The 16,206-nt window shown below is 43.2% G+C and carries 15 protein-coding genes; all 15 read left to right on the forward strand.

The window, feature by feature from the left end; all coding sequences use genetic code 11:
* Positions 1 to 4: 4 nt before the first annotated feature.
* The 15 genes from uvrA (at position 5) to ACRYKC_RS10530 (ending at position 16,145) form a co-directional block, all read left to right on the forward strand.
* The gene (gene uvrA, locus ACRYKC_RS10460) at positions 5 to 2,881 is read left to right on the forward strand and encodes an excinuclease ABC subunit UvrA (RefSeq protein WP_433806679.1); all 2,877 of its coding nucleotides are present in this window, start codon (positions 5 to 7) and stop codon (positions 2,879 to 2,881) included.
* A 135-nt stretch (positions 2,882 to 3,016) separates the two neighbouring features.
* A complete protein-coding gene (locus tag ACRYKC_RS10465; protein WP_433806680.1) occupies positions 3,017 to 3,388 on the forward strand; it encodes a YojF family protein in 372 nt (123 codons plus the stop codon).
* Positions 3,381 to 4,037 (forward strand): bacillithiol biosynthesis deacetylase BshB2, encoded by a 657-nt coding sequence (bshB2, locus tag ACRYKC_RS10470; RefSeq protein WP_433806681.1) that lies wholly within the window; start codon positions 3,381 to 3,383, stop codon positions 4,035 to 4,037. The genes ACRYKC_RS10465 and bshB2 overlap by 8 nt, the downstream gene beginning before the upstream one ends.
* Positions 4,038 to 4,148: 111 nt before the next feature.
* Positions 4,149 to 5,171, forward strand: coding sequence for a DUF4097 family beta strand repeat-containing protein (locus ACRYKC_RS10475; RefSeq protein WP_433806682.1), 1,023 nt, complete (start codon positions 4,149 to 4,151; stop codon positions 5,169 to 5,171).
* 27 nt (positions 5,172 to 5,198) lie between these two features.
* A complete protein-coding gene (locus ACRYKC_RS10480) occupies positions 5,199 to 5,552 on the forward strand; it encodes a phage holin family protein (protein ID WP_433806683.1) in 354 nt (117 codons plus the stop codon).
* A gap of 222 nt (positions 5,553 to 5,774) precedes the next feature.
* The gene (hprK, locus tag ACRYKC_RS10485) at positions 5,775 to 6,707 is read left to right on the forward strand and encodes an HPr(Ser) kinase/phosphatase (RefSeq protein WP_433806684.1); all 933 of its coding nucleotides are present in this window, start codon (positions 5,775 to 5,777) and stop codon (positions 6,705 to 6,707) included.
* 15 nt (positions 6,708 to 6,722) lie between these two features.
* Complete coding sequence (lgt, locus tag ACRYKC_RS10490) at positions 6,723 to 7,556, forward strand: prolipoprotein diacylglyceryl transferase (RefSeq protein WP_433806685.1); 834 nt, start codon at positions 6,723 to 6,725, stop codon at positions 7,554 to 7,556.
* 13 nt (positions 7,557 to 7,569) lie between these two features.
* Positions 7,570 to 8,526, forward strand: a complete 957-nt coding sequence (locus tag ACRYKC_RS10495; protein ID WP_433806686.1) for a nucleoside recognition domain-containing protein — start codon at positions 7,570 to 7,572, stop codon at positions 8,524 to 8,526.
* Positions 8,501 to 9,139 carry a pyrophosphatase PpaX gene (gene ppaX, locus ACRYKC_RS10500; RefSeq protein ID WP_433806687.1) on the forward strand — a complete coding sequence of 213 codons (639 nt, stop codon included), beginning with the start codon at positions 8,501 to 8,503 and terminating at the stop codon, positions 9,137 to 9,139. Before ACRYKC_RS10495 ends, ppaX begins: the two co-directional genes overlap by 26 nt.
* Before the next feature lie 3 nt (positions 9,140 to 9,142).
* Positions 9,143 to 9,685 (forward strand): acyltransferase, encoded by a 543-nt coding sequence (locus ACRYKC_RS10505; RefSeq protein WP_433806688.1) that lies wholly within the window; start codon positions 9,143 to 9,145, stop codon positions 9,683 to 9,685.
* 538 nt (positions 9,686 to 10,223) lie between these two features.
* Positions 10,224 to 10,769 carry a glycerol-3-phosphate responsive antiterminator gene (locus tag ACRYKC_RS10510; RefSeq protein ID WP_433806869.1) on the forward strand — a complete coding sequence of 182 codons (546 nt, stop codon included), beginning with the start codon at positions 10,224 to 10,226 and terminating at the stop codon, positions 10,767 to 10,769.
* 128 nt (positions 10,770 to 10,897) lie between these two features.
* Complete coding sequence (locus ACRYKC_RS10515) at positions 10,898 to 11,695, forward strand: MIP/aquaporin family protein (protein ID WP_433806689.1); 798 nt, start codon at positions 10,898 to 10,900, stop codon at positions 11,693 to 11,695.
* Positions 11,696 to 11,723: 28 nt separating this feature from the next.
* Positions 11,724 to 13,226 (forward strand): glycerol kinase GlpK, encoded by a 1,503-nt coding sequence (gene glpK, locus ACRYKC_RS10520; protein WP_433806690.1) that lies wholly within the window; start codon positions 11,724 to 11,726, stop codon positions 13,224 to 13,226.
* A 303-nt stretch (positions 13,227 to 13,529) separates the two neighbouring features.
* Positions 13,530 to 15,197: a glycerol-3-phosphate dehydrogenase/oxidase gene (locus ACRYKC_RS10525; RefSeq protein WP_433806691.1), complete on the forward strand. Its 1,668-nt coding sequence runs from the start codon at positions 13,530 to 13,532 to the stop codon at positions 15,195 to 15,197.
* Between the two features lie 123 nt (positions 15,198 to 15,320).
* Positions 15,321 to 16,145, forward strand: a complete 825-nt coding sequence (locus tag ACRYKC_RS10530) for a hypothetical protein (RefSeq protein WP_433806692.1) — start codon at positions 15,321 to 15,323, stop codon at positions 16,143 to 16,145.
* Positions 16,146 to 16,206: the final 61 nt, after the last annotated feature.

A 16,206-nucleotide genomic window follows, 5' to 3' on the forward strand; every position in this document is an offset into this window, starting at 1 on the left:
TACAATGGCCAGTAAGTATATCAGTATCAAAGGTGCCCGAGCACACAACTTAAAAAATATCGATATCGATATTCCTAAAAATAAACTGGTGGTCATGACAGGCTTGTCCGGCTCAGGAAAATCTTCTCTAGCATTTGACACGATTTACGCGGAAGGGCAGCGGCGCTATGTCGAATCATTGAGTGCCTATGCCCGTCAGTTCCTGGGTCAAATGGATAAGCCTGATGTCGATTCAATCGAAGGGTTATCACCCGCCATTTCTATTGACCAAAAAACGACGAGCCGTAACCCCAGGTCTACCGTAGGAACAGTAACAGAAATTTACGATTACTTGCGCTTACTGTTTGCCCGTATCGGACGGCCGACCTGTCCAAAGCATGGAGTTGAAATCAGCTCTCAGACGGTCCAGCAAATGGTCGACAGAGTTATGGAATATCCAGAGCGCACAAAACTTCAAATTCTTGCCCCTGTCATTTCAGGTCGAAAGGGAGAGCATGTGAAGGTTTTTGAGCAGCTTCAAAAAGAAGGATATATCCGTCTACGTGTCGATGGAGAGATGCGTGAAATTTCCGAGGAAATAAACCTTGATAAAAATAAAAAGCACTCGATAGAAGTTGTTGTTGACCGTATCGTTGTAAAAGACGGTGTGGAAGGACGTCTATCTGATTCCATTGAAACAGCATTGAATCTTGGAGGCGGCCATACGATCGTTGATGTCATCAATGATGAAGAACTGATGTTCAGTGAGCACCATGCCTGTCCGATATGTGGGTTTTCCGTTAGCGAATTAGAACCCCGTATGTTCTCATTCAACAGTCCATACGGAGCGTGCAGCCGCTGTGATGGATTAGGGACTCAGCTGGAAGTGGATCTTGACCTTGTTATTCCCGATTGGACACTTTCGTTAAAAGAACATGCAATTGCTCCGTGGGAACCGACAAGCTCTCAATATTACCCACAGCTGCTGAAAAGTGTTGCTGATCATTACGGCATCGATATGAACAAGCCTGTCAAAGATCTGCCAAAAGAGCAGATGGACAAAATACTTTATGGAAGTGGAAATGATAAAGTCTATTTCCGTTATGAAAATGACTTTGGAAAAGTAAGAGAAAACGAAATTTACTTTGAAGGGGTCATTCCAAATATATCTCGTCGTTACAGAGAGACGAGTTCTGATTATATTCGTGAACAAATGGAAAAATATATGGCTCAGAAGCCCTGTCCAAAATGTAAGGGAAACCGTTTGAATGAAGAGGCATTAGCGGTTCTTATTAACGGTAAACACATTGGTCACACAACGGATTATTCCGTTACAGAAGCCAAAGATTTCTTTGAAAGTCTTGAATTAACGGAAAAAGAAGAAACCATTGCCCGAATGATCTTAAAGGAAATTTGCGAACGCTTGAGCTTCTTAGCAAACGTTGGTCTGGAGTATTTAACTTTATCCCGCTCGGCAGGAACTCTGTCAGGTGGTGAAGCCCAGCGTATTCGATTGGCGACGCAGATTGGTTCTGCATTAACGGGCGTGCTTTATGTTCTCGATGAGCCATCCATTGGGCTCCATCAGCGTGATAATGATCGTTTGATCAATACATTGAAGCGGATGAGAGACTTAGACAATACTCTCATCGTTGTCGAGCACGATGAAGACACCATGCTTGCCGCCGACTATTTGATCGATATTGGGCCAGGAGCTGGAGCTCATGGTGGGGATATCGTCACGCAAGGAACTCCTAAACAAGTCATGAAAAGTGGGAAGTCCTTAACTGGACAGTATCTATCTGGGAAAAAATTCATTCCGCTTCCAGCTGAGCGTCGGAAGCCTGACGGACGCTTCCTTGAGATTAAGAAAGCGGAAGAAAATAACCTGAAGAAAGTGAATGCTAAAATTCCACTTGGACTGCTTACAGCCGTTACCGGTGTATCAGGATCCGGCAAGAGTACGCTTATTAACGAAATCTTATACAAATCCTTATCAATGAAGCTTCATAAAGGTAAACAAAAACCAGGAAAACATGAAACCATTGAAGGGATCAACCAGCTGGACAAAGTGATTGATATCGACCAGTCTCCGATAGGACGTACACCACGATCCAACCCGGCAACTTACACAGGTGTTTTTGACGATATCAGAGATGTATTTGCGCAAACGAACGAAGCGAAAATCCGTGGTTATAAGAAAGGCCGTTTCAGCTTCAACGTAAAAGGCGGACGCTGTGAAGCATGTCGTGGAGACGGCATCATTAAAATTGAGATGCACTTCCTACCAGATGTTTACGTTCCTTGTGAAGTATGTGACGGAAAGCGATATAACCGAGAGACGCTGGAAGTAAAATACAAAGGAAAAAGCATTGCAGATGTATTAGCGATGACGATTGAAGAAGCATTGGAATTTTTCGCGAACATCCCTAAAATTAAACGTAAACTGCAAACTGTTGCGGATGTTGGTCTTGAATATATCAAACTCGGACAACCAGCGACGACTCTTTCCGGTGGGGAAGCGCAGCGGGTGAAACTGGCAAGTGAACTGCACCGCAGGTCGAATGGAAAATCCTTCTACATCTTGGATGAACCGACGACAGGTCTTCACGTTGATGATATTTCCCGCTTATTGAAGGTGCTTCAACGTCTTGTAGAGAATGGAGATTCTGTATTAATCATTGAACACAACCTTGATGTTATAAAAGAAGCTGATTTTATTCTTGATCTGGGGCCTGAAGGCGGAGAAAATGGCGGTCAAATCATCGCCAGCGGAACTCCAGAAGAAGTCGCTGATCACTCCACGTCCTACACAGGTAAATACTTAAAGCCTATTCTCGAACGCGATCGCAAGCGGATGGATAAAGTGCTCAAAACAAAGGAAAAAGTAGCAAACAAGTAAATGTTTTGACGTTGGGAAAATAGTTCCGTATCGTTTAAGGTATGTAAAGGCAGTAGGGTGAGTGGAATGTGAAAGAGCATATACCGCTCACTTTCTCCTTAGACCAGCAAGAAGCGTTGAACGGGAGGAATTCGAATGGAAGCAATCATACAAGATAAAGTACAGAACAAAATCAATGCCTTAGCGAATAAAGAGGTTTATGTACACCTTGAAACAACCAATGGGGCCTATGCCAGCCACTTTGACGAAGAAGCCTATAATGTTGGGGCGTTTATTAGAAATGCTCAAGTCAATTACCAGCATGGCAAAATCGTCAGTACGGGCGGATCCTATCGTGTGGGGTTGAAACTGGACCTCGGCTGGGTTTATGCAGAAGGGTTAACAGACTTCGAAATCGATGAAAAAGACCGGTTGCTGATGGCAGGACACGACCGTGAAGGGCGTTTGATGGTGGCACTCGAAATTAGTGAAACACCATTCTCACACGAGGCTGATCCTGATGAGTAAGCAGCATGTCGTGGTCATTTTCCCACACCCTGATGATGAATCATTCGGAGCTTCTGGAACCATTTCAAAATTCAGAGATGATGGTGTTCCTGTGACCTATTTGTGTGGAACGCTAGGAGAGATGGGAAGAAATATGGGCAATCCTGTTTTCGCCAATAGAGAAACTCTTTCTTCATTCCGTAAGAAAGAGCTTGCCGAGGCTGCCAAGCAGTTGGATATAGAAGTTGAATATCTGGGTTATCGTGATAAAACCTTGGAATTCGAACCCGTCGAAGAAATGGCTGAACATTTGAAAGAGCGAATTGAATCATTGAATGCCACAACGGTCATTACACATTACCCTGGATATGCAGTTCATCCAGATCACGATGCTTTAGGAAAAGCAGTGGTTGAGGCCGTACGACAGATAGAGGAAAATAATCGTCCGGATGTTTGGATGCACGCTATCTCGAATAATCATGAGGAAGATTTGGGAGAACCTCAAATCGTTCACAATGTAGAACCTTTTTGGGATCGCAAACTGGCTGCCATCAAAGCTCACCTGTCTCAAGCAGATGGAATGATGAGCTTGATACAATCTCAAGACCAGCAAGCCGAACAATTGGAGCGCTTGAAAACCGAGCGTTTTTATCAATACAAATTTGATTAATCCCTTACACCTTGAAAAGACATCATGTTTTTCAAGGTGTTTTTTTGTTGGTGTTTTTGAAACCTTTTGTGAGGGAATGCAGTAATAATGAATAAAGGAGTGGATGAAGTAATGAATGAAGAACGTATGAGAATCTTAAAAATGATTGAAGAAGGGACAGTAACTGCTGAGGAAGGCGCAAAGCTGCTTGATGCCGTCGACGATACTGAAAAAAATGAGTCGGACCCAGCTTCAAACAAGTACGGCATCAAGCATTTTTTAGGTGACGCTGTCGATAAGATTAAGAATGCGGATTTTGATCTATCTTTTGGAGAATCTGTTACGTTTGACTATGAAAAATCACTTGATCCACAGGACTTTAATGATTTGGACGTTTCCATTGCTAACGGATCGCTTGAAGTAAATACGTGGGAGGAACCTCACGTAAAGGCATCCTATCAAGTGAAAGTGTATCAAGTGAAATCAGAAGAAGAAGCCCGGGATAGGTTTCTGACTGATGGGCAATTTAACATTCAATCAGGACTGCTCCGTCTTGCCAGTCCTTCTAAGAAAGTGAAGACTTTCGTAAAGCTGAATATTCCTAAGAAAAGGTATGAATTCCTCAAAGCGAAGCTTACGAACGGCGGAATAAAGTTTAACCAGGTCGATAGTGACCATTTCCAATTGAAAACAACGAATGGAAAAATCCAACTTAGCCAAGTAAGCGGGGATAAATGTAAGATCGAAACAGGAAATGGTGCGATTACGTTTACCGAAGGGGACTTTGAAACGTGCGAAATTGATACGGTTAATGGGGCGGTCAACCTCTCTGGTCTTTTTGGAAAGAGTGATGTGTCAGCATTAAGCGGAAACATTACAGTCGAACATAAGGGAGAAAAGGCGCATACCGCTTTTTACAAAACGACAGCTGGAAGTGTGAAAGTTAACTTGCCGATGGAAAAACGTATTGATGGAGTACTGAGATCGAAAGTGGGCAGTCTAAATTGTCAACTAGATAACTATAAGATCTTGAAAGATAAAAAAGATGTCGCAAACAAACTATTGGAGTTTGAAGCGTATGAAGAATACGAACAAGCTTTTCATATTGAAGCTGAGACGAAAACAGGATCTGTGACCGTAAAAGCAGGTGAATAGAGAGTTTATTAGAAAGAAGGTGGAAGAATGAAAAGTTGGCTTATTCACATAGTAGTAAATGCGGTTGCGATTATTGCAGTAGGAACATTGTTTCAAGCCGTTCATATTGACGGAATCGGCGGTGCATTGCTCGCTGCTTTCATTCTTTCAATTTTGAACGCGATCGTCCGTCCTATTCTTGTCGTTTTAACATTACCAATCACACTACTATCACTAGGACTGTTCTTATTCGTCATTAATGCGATTACCCTTGCACTGACGGACCTTTTCCTTGGCAGTACCTTTGAGATAGATGGGTTCGGGATGGCAATTCTCGCAGCGATCATCATATCCCTAATTAATCTGATTTTGAATAGTTTGATCAAGGATATGAAAAAATAAAGAGTTTGGACATAAATCAAGTGCCCAGTCCATGGGCACTTGATTTTTTTGCTTGTATACCGATTTTATGTGGCATACTGTTGTTGAAGATGAACGTGTACTAACCCGCCTGAAGAATCGCTGTATAATAGAGTCCAAGCTTGTTTTTACACAAGATAATAAGAAAACATGCTACAATAGGGGACAGTGATTGAACGATGAAAGAGGAGGTCATAGATCAACATGAGTAAAGTACGAACAGAAGATTTGATTGATCAGTTTAAACTTGAATTGATAGCTGGTGAGGATGGTATTCACCGTGAAATACATACGAGCGATATTTCTCGACCAGGTGTAGAAATGACAGGGTACTTCAAGTTCTATCCGAAAGAACGATTGCAGCTCTTAGGAAAAACAGAGCTTTCCTATTTCAATGAATTGACAAAGGAGCAGCGACAGGAGCGCGCTGAGAAGTTGTGTACGGATGTAACACCAGGAATCGTCATTACGAGGGGAATGGATATCCCGGCAGAGCTGCATGATGCTGCAAAAGAAGCTGGCGTGCCGTTAATGATTTCTCCTTATAAGACGACTAGAGTGATTAGCCGGCTAACTAATTTTTTAGAAACGAAGTTTGCACCGTTTACAGCTATCCACGGCGTCCTTGTCGACATATACGGAATTGGGGTGCTCATTACAGGGCAGAGCGGCGTCGGTAAAAGTGAGACCGCCCTTGAACTTGTAAAAAGAGGCCACCGACTTGTAGCCGATGACAGTGTTGAGATCCGTCAAGAAGATTATGATACGTTAATTGGAAACAGCCCGCCTTTAATTGAACATCTGTTAGAAATTCGTGGACTAGGAATCATCAATGTGATGACGCTGTTCGGTGCGGGTGCTGTCCGTAGTTATAAACGTATCACTTTGGTGATCAACCTGGAACTGTGGGATAAAAACAAGCAGTATGACCGTCTTGGTCTAGAAGAAGAGACGATGAAGATCATGGATGTAGAAGTTCCAAAGGCGACTATTCCTGTGCGTCCAGGACGTAACTTAGCAGTCATTATAGAAGTAGCTGCGATGAATTTCCGCTTGAAGAGAATGGGAGTCAATGCAGCAGAAGAATTTTCAGAGCGGTTGACCAACGTGATCGATTCGGATCAGCAGAAATCATAAGGGAGGGGTGGCATCATGACCTGTACACCTGAAGCCTTGGACCGGGTCTTTCTCCAGTTAGGTCCTTTATCGATCTATTGGTATGGAGTAATTATCGCAACAGGAGCCTTCTTAGGGCTGTTGATTGCGACAAGAGAAACGGAACGGCTAGGCTTAAAGAAAGACTACATGATTGACATCGTCGTTTACGCAATTCCAGCGGCGATTGTTTTTGCAAGATTATACTACGTTATTTTTGAATGGGATCGGTATATCGGAGGCCCCTGGTGGGATATCTTCGCGATTTGGGAAGGAGGTATCGCCATACACGGAGCCCTAATCGGTTCTGTTTTGACTGCATATCTATATACGAAAATTAAAGGCCTTTCTTTTTGGATGATGGCAGATATAGCTGCCCCAAGCATCATTCTTGGCCAGGCGATAGGACGATGGGGGAACTTCATGAACCAGGAAGCTCATGGCGGGCCTGTGTCTGAAACTTTTTATAACAGCTTTATGCAGTATTTGCCTGGGTTCATCAATCAGCAAATGTGCATTGGTGGAACGTTGTATCACCCAACTTTTCTTTATGAATCTGTTTGGAATATTCTTGGATTCATCTTCCTGCTGGTGTTGCGTCACAAGTTCAACCCTCGTAGAGGCGAAGTATTCTTGAGCTATGTAATCTGGTATTCTTTTGGAAGATTCTTCATCGAAGGAATGCGTACAGACAGTCTATACCTGTTTGGTGAAATTCGTACGGCTCAGTTTATTTCTATCATTCTTATAGCCTTAGCAATTGCTGTCATGATTTATCGCCGTAAAACAGGAATGGCCAATAAATATTATAACGGAAAGAAAGTAAAATAAGGGAGAAGTAGAAATGAAGGGAATAGTCATACGAGGCGGCAAAAAAGGGCTGGAGCTGACCTGGACACTTGGAAAAGTGATTTTTCCTGTAACATTGATCGTGACTATACTCCAGTTCACTCCAATTCTGCCCTGGGTCATGGAAAAGCTGGAGCCTGTAATGGGATGGATTGGGTTATCGGGGGAAGCGGCTGTTCCGCTCGTAGTCGGTAACTTTTTAAACTTATATGCTGGAATAGCAGCGATTATATCGTTCGAATTCACGGTTAAAGAAGTTTTCATTCTGGCTATTATGCTTTCTTTCTCGCATAATTTGCTGATAGAGTCAACGGTCGCCAAGCGAGTCGGTGTAAGCTGGTGGTTTGTAGCTGGAGTCAGACTTGGTCTGGCGTTCTTATCTGCCACGCTCATTAACCTCTTTTGGAAAGGCGGAGGCGAGATAGCAAAGTACGGACTGGCACCAGAGAAAACAGCTGACCCGAATGGCTGGCTGGAGATCATCTGGCAAGGGCTGGAGACGGCTATTGTCGGTATTTTTCAGCTTGCTCTCATTGTCATCCCGTTAATGATATTCATGCAATATTTAAGGGAAAAAGGTTGGCTTGACCGTTTTTCCGGATGGGTCGCGCCGTTCACAAAATTCCTCGGTATGGAAAGAAATACATCGATGACGCTTGTCGCGGGGTTAACCATTGGGCTGGCTTACGGCGCAGGTTTAATGATTCAGGCGGTTGAAGAGGATGGCGTCTCTAAGAAGGATATGTATTTGGCCATCTTATTTTTAGTTTCCTGTCATGCCGTCGTTGAAGATACCTTGATTTTTATTCCCCTCGGGATCCCGGTCTGGCCGTTGCTTGCCGTTCGGCTTTTGACTGCGATCCTGCTGACAGCTATTGTCGGTTTTATATGGAACAAATCACAACAAGAGAGAAAGGATACTTCCCATGAGCATAGATACAATACTTTTTGATTTGGATGGAACGTTAATTGACACGAACGAGTTGATCATCGCTTCCTTTACTCATACGATCAGTCAGTATAGTGATCGTGAATACAAACGAGAAGAGATTCTGAATTTTATTGGTCCACCGCTTCGCGAGAGTTTACAAAAGATAAACCCTGGCCATGTTGAGGAGATGGTGGAAACCTATCGTAAACACAACATTGAGCATCACCATGATTATGTAAAAGCTTATGAAGGGGTTGTGGATACAATCCACAAGTTGAAAGAACAAAGATATCGCTTAGGGATTGTGACAACTAAAATGCGCAATACCGTTCATATGGGGCTTGAACTGACTAATTTGGATGGTTTATTTGAAACCATTATCACTCTTGATGATGTGTCAAACGCCAAGCCGCATCCGGAACCGATCGTGAAGGCTCTAGAGGCCCTCGATGCAAAAGCTTCAAGGGCTTTAATGGTCGGTGATAATACACATGATATCGAAGCAGGTCAAAATGCCGGGACGAGAACAGCGGGTGTAGCCTGGACCGTCAAAGGCCGCGCAGTTCTGGACGAGCTGAAACCGGATTACATGCTTACTCATATGAGTGAGCTGCTCGAAATAACAGGAGGGTGACGAATGCGTAAAACCGAGCGATATCCCGTCAAAGGAGCCAATTCGCTTTGGCATGTGTATAAGACTGTGCCGTTCTTAAAAGTTGTAAAAAATTTCGTCGTCATTCAGCTGGCTCGCTATACTCCTTTCCTGGGAATGAAAACATGGCTTTACCGGACTTTTTTACGAATGAAGGTCGGAAGTCAAACAGCCTTTGCACTCATGGTTATGCTTGATGTTATGTATCCAGAGCGAATACAGGTAGGGAGAAATACGGTCATTGGCTACAATACGACGATTTTGGCTCATGAATATTTGATTGAGGAATATCGTCTTGGTGATGTCATTATCGGGGACGAAGTGATGATTGGCGCGAATTCAACTATTCTTCCTGGCGTTGTCATTGGTGATGGGGCGATTGTATCCGCAGGGACGCTTGTTCATAAAGATGTTCCTCAAGGGACATTTGTAGGTGGAAATCCGATGAAAGTCATCTACACCAAAGCCGAAATGGACGAAAGAAGAAAAAATGACGGCTTCTTTAAAGACTATGCAAAACGTGAATAGGGGTCTTTTCATGTAAATGTATTTTTCAATTTATAGCCCCATGAGATTAGATATTGAGATTACTTACGTTAGGGATCTGTTCGTTACCATAGATGGAACAAGGAGGTCCAAGAAATGGCTCGCTTTCCGCTGGAATGCGCTGATCCTCCTTGAGCAATCGCTCTCCGGGGTCTTACCTGTCATGCCGGATGTCTCACAGGAGCCACGCCATTTCTCGAACCCCTTTACAATTGTTTGGAATAACGGAAACAACTAAACACCTATGGTAAGAACCCCATATTTCCGTTTTGGCCATCACATTCTGAATCTCATAACAAATGGGGTGGTAGGAATACGGAGACCCCACAAGAAGCACAGAGACTGAGGAGGCTTGGCAGTTCCCCCTTAGGAAAGTGAGTCGTTTTCCTGCAGCCTACCACTAATATTGTAACGGACCCAAGAGTACTCTTAGCTGAGCTGGAGGGTAATATTATTTATGGAAGCTTCGGGACATTGGATACACAATAAGAAGTACTTTTCTAAAGAAGTGAGGGTTTATATGAAGCTTGAACAATCGATATTGCCTGCAGTAAAGTCGATCAAAGAATACGAAACCTTACTGGACAGCGACACAAACTATGTCATTTTATTAGAAACACGTCTCGGTCTCTTAAAAAAACTCGTAAAAGTAGGACAGAAGGCAGGCAAGAAAGTCTTTGTACATATTGACCTCATTCAGGGATTAAAGGCAGACGATTACGGCATGGAATACATCGGTCAGGAAGTGAAGCCCGACGGAGTCATCTCGACAAGGAGCCATGTCATCCATCAGGCGAAAAAGTATAACCTGATTTCTGTACAACGATTATTCTTAATTGATAGTCAGGCGATCGAACATAACGTCAGCATCATCAAAAAAGCAGGCCCCGACTTTGTTGAAGTTTTGCCGGGCATTCTCCCGGGAATGATAAAAGAGATTAAAAACCGTTTGGGAGTTCCTGTTATCGCCGGAGGCCTGATCCGAACAAAGGAAGAAGTGGACCAGGCTCTACAAGCAGGTGCTTCCGCAGTTTCTACTTCACAGAATGATTTATGGGATTTTTGACAGCTTGGTTACATACTTGCCTTTTGTGAAAAAAGGAACTGCCATTACACACAATTATTTGTAGAGGGACTACAAATCTTCGTGTGTATTTTTCTCCTTACGGTTTTTATAGAAAGGGAGTGGCAGTGTTGACAGAATTCATGGGTGAACTGATCGGAACGATGATATTGATCATTTTGGGCGGCGGTGTAATTGCTGGAGCCAATTTAAAAAATACTAAAGCCGACGGAGGCTGGGTGCTGATCACTATTGCCTGGGGGCTTGGTGTAGCTATGGGTGTTTATGCAGTGAAACAGGTAAGCGGGGCTCACATCAATCCAGCGGTCACTCTCGGACTGGCAACGGTCGGAGATTTCGCGTGGGCAAAGGTCCCAATGTATATCTTTGCTCAGACTTTAGGGGCCTTCATTGGAGCGACCATCGTCTATTTTCATTATTTGCCTCACTGGAAGGATACTGAGGATCAGCTGGCAAAAAAGTCGATCTTTTGTACAGATCCTGCGATAAGAAGTCCCATTTCCAACTTAGTGAGTGAAATTATCGGCACATTTGTATTAGTGATAGGAATTCTATTTATAGGAGCCAATGAATTTACGGAAGGGTTAAATCCTTTAATCGTAGGATTGCTCATTGTTGCTATCGGGATGTCGCTCGGATCTACTACCGGATATGCAATTAACCCAGCCCGTGATTTTGGGCCAAGACTTGCTCATGCCTTCCTGCCGATACCCGGAAAAGGGGGATCGGACTGGGGGTACTCTTGGGTTCCCATACTAGGTCCTGCCATCGGGGGCGTTTATGGAGGGCTTTTTTACCAAGCTATTTTTAAAGGAAGTTCAAATCTATGGTTTTGGATCGGCTCTCTCATCATTGTTAGTTTGTTGCTCTCATCGATGAGAGTAGAGTTGAAGAAAGTGCATACTTAAATAAAATTTCTAAAGAGGAGTGGAAATTATGGAGAAAGAAAAATATATCCTATCGATTGATCAGGGGACAACGAGTTCACGCGCCATCTTATTTAATCACGATGGTGAAATTGTCGAGACAGGCCAAAAGGAATTTGAACAGCATTTTCCTAAACCGGGCTGGGTAGAACACGATGCTAATGAAATATGGACGTCCGTTTTAGCCTGTATTGCGGATGTGCTACGAAGAGGCGATGTAGAGCCAGACCAGGTGGCAGGTATTGGAATTACCAACCAACGGGAAACAACTGTAGTATGGGATAAGAAAACCGGAAAACCAATTTACCGGGCGATTGTGTGGCAATCTCGACAAACTCAGGACATCTGTAATGAGCTGAAGGAAAAGGGATTGGAAGATACGTTCAGAGATAAGACGGGACTGCTTCTTGATCCATATTTTGCTGGGACTAAAGTGAAGTGGATCCTGGATAACGTAGAAGGGGCCCGCGAAAAAGCTGAAAAAGGCGATTTAATGTTCGGTACGATTGATACGTGGCTAGTCTATAAACTTTCTGGACAAAAAGCTCACGTGACGGATTATTCCAATGCTTCCCGTACGCTTATGTATAATATCTTCGATTTGAAATGGGATGAAGAGCTGCTGGACATTTTAGGTATTCCTAAGGATATGCTGCCAGAGGTGAAACCTTCATCAGAAGTATATGCACATACCGTTGATTATCATTTTTATGGAAAAGAAGTGCCGATAGCAGGAATTGCAGGAGATCAACAAGCGGCCTTGTTCGGCCAGGCATGCTTTGAAAAAGGGATGGCCAAAAACACATATGGTACAGGTGGTTTTATGTTGATGAACACCGGAGAGGAAGCTGTTAAGTCAGAGCATGGATTACTTACGACGCTTGCCTGGGGAATAGACGGAAAAGTCGAATATGCGCTTGAAGGCAGCATTTTTGTGTCGGGATCAGCCATTCAATGGCTTAGAGATGGATTAAAAATGGTCGAAAGTGCACCCCAAAGTGAAGAGATCGCCGGACAGGTTAACTCTACAGAGGGAGTATATGTTGTTCCTGCTTTTGTCGGTTTAGGGACTCCCTATTGGGATAGTGAAGCACGTGGTGCCGTATTCGGATTAACTAGAGGGACGAAACAAGCGCATTTTGTACGCGCCACACTTGAATCGCTTGCTTACCAAACGAAGGATGTCGTTGATGCGATGGTCGAAGACTCAGGTATTGAGTTGAAAAAACTACGTGTTGACGGCGGCGCAGTCAAGAACAATTTGCTAATGCAGTTCCAAAGCGACCTGTTGGACGTAACGGTTGAACGTCCTGAGGTTAGTGAAACAACTGCTCTTGGCTCAGCTTACTTGGCTGGTCTTGCAATTGGCTATTGGGAAAGCCGCAAAGAAATAGAAAATCAATGGAAGGTCGAACGTGAATTTGATCCTTCAATGAACAAAGAGAAGAGTAAAGATTTATATCGCGGATGGCAAAAAGCTGTTGAAGCAACGAGAATATTTAAGATGGATTAATCGATTGACTCCTACAAACTATCTGATATAATAAACCTACAAGTTAAGAAATTCGGTCGGAGATATGGAGAGACCACGAACCTTTATGCTCAAGGCATAAAGATTTTCGTGGTCTCTTTTTTTATTTTCATTCCCTTAATTTGGATGGCAGTAGAAGATTTAGCAAAAACTAAGAACCCCATTTTTAAGAAAAACGCAGGAGCATTCGTGAACATTCTTACACATATTTGTAGTTCTTTTAGGGAATAAACGTATGAGACGACCATACTTACTGACGAGAGTAAATTGAAGGAGAGATCTACCATGAATTCATTTTCAAGCTATGAGCGCCAACAACATTTCGAAAACTTATCCCAGGAAGATTGGGACGTCCTTGTTATCGGTGGAGGAATAACTGGATCAGGCATCGCCCTTGATGCAGCTAGCCGCGGCATGAAAACAGCTGTTGTGGAAATGCAGGACTTCGCAGCAGGGACTTCCAGTCGCTCAACCAAGCTTGTGCACGGAGGACTTCGTTACCTGAAACAGTTCGAAGTAAAAATGGTGGCAGAAGTCGGAAAAGAGCGGGAAATTGTCTATGAGAATGGTCCCCACGTCACGACACCAGAGTGGATGATGCTTCCGTTTCACGAGGGCGGAAATTTCGGCCCATTCAGCACAAACGTCGGACTGCGCGTTTATGACTACTTAGCAGGCGTGAAAAAATCAGAGCGTCGTACGATGTTTTCAGCCGAAGAAGCGATTGAACGTGAACCTTTAGTGAAGCGGGAAGGACTGAAAGGAGCTGGCTTTTACGTCGAATACAAAACTGATGATGCACGGTTGACACTCGAAGTCATGAAAAAAGCGGTTGAGTATGGAGCAGCTTCCACAAACTACGCCAAAGTGGTTGACTTTATCTATAATGAGAATGGTACGATTCATGGAGCGAAAATTGAAGATACGGTAACAGGAAAACAGTATCACGTAAAAGCGAAGAAAATCGTAAATGCTGGCGGCCCTTGGGTGGATGAGCTTCGTGAAATCGATGGTTCTAAGAAAGGAAAAACGCTTCAGTTAACAAAAGGCGTACACCTGGTGTTTGATCAATCTAAGTTCCCTCTAAAACAAGCTATCTATTTTGACAGTCCAGATGGACGTATGATCTTCGCAATTCCTAGAGATGGCAAAACATACGTAGGTACAACGGATACAGAGTATAAAGAAGAAATTGCCCATCCAACAATGACAGAAGCAGATCGGGACTACATTCTGGATGCGATTCACATGATGTTCCCTACAGTTGAGGTAACGGCGAGCGATGTAGAATCTAGCTGGGCAGGATTACGCCCGCTTATTCATGAAGAAGGTAAAGATCCTTCTGAAATCTCAAGGAAAGACGAAATTTTCATTTCTAATTCCGGCCTCATTTCCATGGCAGGAGGAAAACTCACAGGATACCGGAAGATGGCTCAAACAGCTATCGATCTTGTACGTGATCAGTTAATGGAAGAGTATGGCATTCGTTATACTGATTCAGAAACGAAGCACATGCCAATATCCGGTGGAGATGTCGGAGGCTCCAAAGGTTTCAAACAGTTTAAGAAAGAACGGATACAGATCGGTGAATCCATCGGTCTCAGCCATGAAGAAGCGGATAAGTTAGTCCGCCTTTATGGATCAAATGTGGATGCGGTCTTCCATATTTATAAGAGTCGTAAGCAGGACGCTGAGAAAGAAGGAATTGATCCTATCGTATTCGCTCAGCTTGTATACGGGCTAGAAGCTGAATTAACTTATAAACCAGTAGACTTCTTTATCCGTCGAACAGCAGCTCTTTTCTTCAATATCCATTGGGTTCACGAACATAAAGAGTCGGTCATTGACTTTATGGCCAAAGAATTGAATTACACCGAAATTCAGAAGAGTGACTATACGGAAGAGCTGGAACTTTTATTGAAAGAAGCTGTCCAACCTGTCGAATATGTATAAAGTTAAGAATGGCCCTCTGTTTAGAGGGCCATTTTTTATAGCTTATATCACCTTCTTTTTCCATTTAAATTGAAACCTTTTTCCAATTATATACGTATAAAAAGCAAGGGAAGGTGAAGAGGCATGACAACCGTTCAAACGTACATAGAAAAAGACGCTCGAAAACAAATGATCACAGGCGGCGTCCTAGTAGGGGTAGCCTTAATTTTTTTTATGGGACTCTTTACTTTCAACGCAAGCAGTATTTTGCTAGCCGTTCTGTATTCAGGGGTTTTTGCGATAAGCGGTTCGACCCTGCTTAGGAAAGGTTATCTTGACTTCCAAAAATCAAAAAATACAATTATTGATTTTAATAAGGACCAATCATCAACTTTTATTGAAAAGGTCCCAGCACGAATGTTTGTTGGTCAGAGGGAGAAGGAGTTTTTCAAAGCTGAGCTTTATGATATGGCAGGAGAAAGCTATGGAAAAATTGAAGAGGACTCTGCATATAAGCGTAAGTACTCTTTTCTGCTCGCTGCAATTATGTCTTATGGATCCATCCGGCCGGTCGATTTTAACATGACAGACCAATATGGGAGCCACTTTTATCGTATTGAGAGGAAAGGTGGTTTCACGTGGCGAGGTTATGTCCAAAATAATAAAGGAAAGTACGTGGCTTACACAGAATCATCTAAGGATAAAGCAACAGGACAAAGAGTGTACCGCTATATTGAAAAGGATGGTTTCCGCTGGAGTGCAGAAGGGGATGAGCAAGTGGCTCATTTCAAGATAAAGGATACTTCAGGAAAGGTTTGGGCAGTCTTGAAAAGTGGAGCGGTTCCTGTAGAAGCTGCAGATCGTTTTAATGATATTCAAGGATCTGTAATTGAATGGAAGGTCCGAAAAAATATACCGAATTCGCTGATGGCTTTTGTTTTCCTTTTACAAACTCGATATCAGATATAATTCTAACTCTCTGTTCAACAAACAGGGAGTTTTTTGCTCTATTAAAGCAGATTATTTGCTT

Origin of the sequence: Halobacillus sp. A1-3 (genome assembly GCF_050971765.1) — a bacterium.
In the GTDB taxonomy this organism is placed as follows: domain Bacteria; phylum Bacillota; class Bacilli; order Bacillales; family Halobacillaceae; genus Halobacillus; species Halobacillus mangrovi_B.

Bases quoted from the DNA above. Each gene is read 5' to 3' on its own strand.
- uvrA (WP_433806679.1), top strand. From the start codon at position 5: ATGGCCAGTAAGTATATCAGTATCAAAGGTGCCCGAGCACACAACTTA.
- ACRYKC_RS10465 (WP_433806680.1), top strand. From the start codon at position 3,017: ATGGAAGCAATCATACAAGATAAAGTACAGAACAAAATCAATGCCTTA.
- bshB2 (WP_433806681.1), top strand. From the start codon at position 3,381: ATGAGTAAGCAGCATGTCGTGGTCATTTTCCCACACCCTGATGATGAA.
- ACRYKC_RS10475 (WP_433806682.1), top strand. From the start codon at position 4,149: ATGAATGAAGAACGTATGAGAATCTTAAAAATGATTGAAGAAGGGACA.
- ACRYKC_RS10480 (WP_433806683.1), top strand. From the start codon at position 5,199: ATGAAAAGTTGGCTTATTCACATAGTAGTAAATGCGGTTGCGATTATT.
- hprK (WP_433806684.1), top strand. From the start codon at position 5,775: ATGAGTAAAGTACGAACAGAAGATTTGATTGATCAGTTTAAACTTGAA.
- lgt (WP_433806685.1), top strand. From the start codon at position 6,723: ATGACCTGTACACCTGAAGCCTTGGACCGGGTCTTTCTCCAGTTAGGT.
- ACRYKC_RS10495 (WP_433806686.1), top strand. From the start codon at position 7,570: ATGAAGGGAATAGTCATACGAGGCGGCAAAAAAGGGCTGGAGCTGACC.
- ppaX (WP_433806687.1), top strand. From the start codon at position 8,501: ATGAGCATAGATACAATACTTTTTGATTTGGATGGAACGTTAATTGAC.
- ACRYKC_RS10505 (WP_433806688.1), top strand. From the start codon at position 9,143: ATGCGTAAAACCGAGCGATATCCCGTCAAAGGAGCCAATTCGCTTTGG.
- ACRYKC_RS10510 (WP_433806869.1), top strand. From the start codon at position 10,224: ATGAAGCTTGAACAATCGATATTGCCTGCAGTAAAGTCGATCAAAGAA.
- glpK (WP_433806690.1), top strand. From the start codon at position 11,724: ATGGAGAAAGAAAAATATATCCTATCGATTGATCAGGGGACAACGAGT.
- ACRYKC_RS10525 (WP_433806691.1), top strand. From the start codon at position 13,530: ATGAATTCATTTTCAAGCTATGAGCGCCAACAACATTTCGAAAACTTA.
- ACRYKC_RS10530 (WP_433806692.1), top strand. From the start codon at position 15,321: ATGACAACCGTTCAAACGTACATAGAAAAAGACGCTCGAAAACAAATG.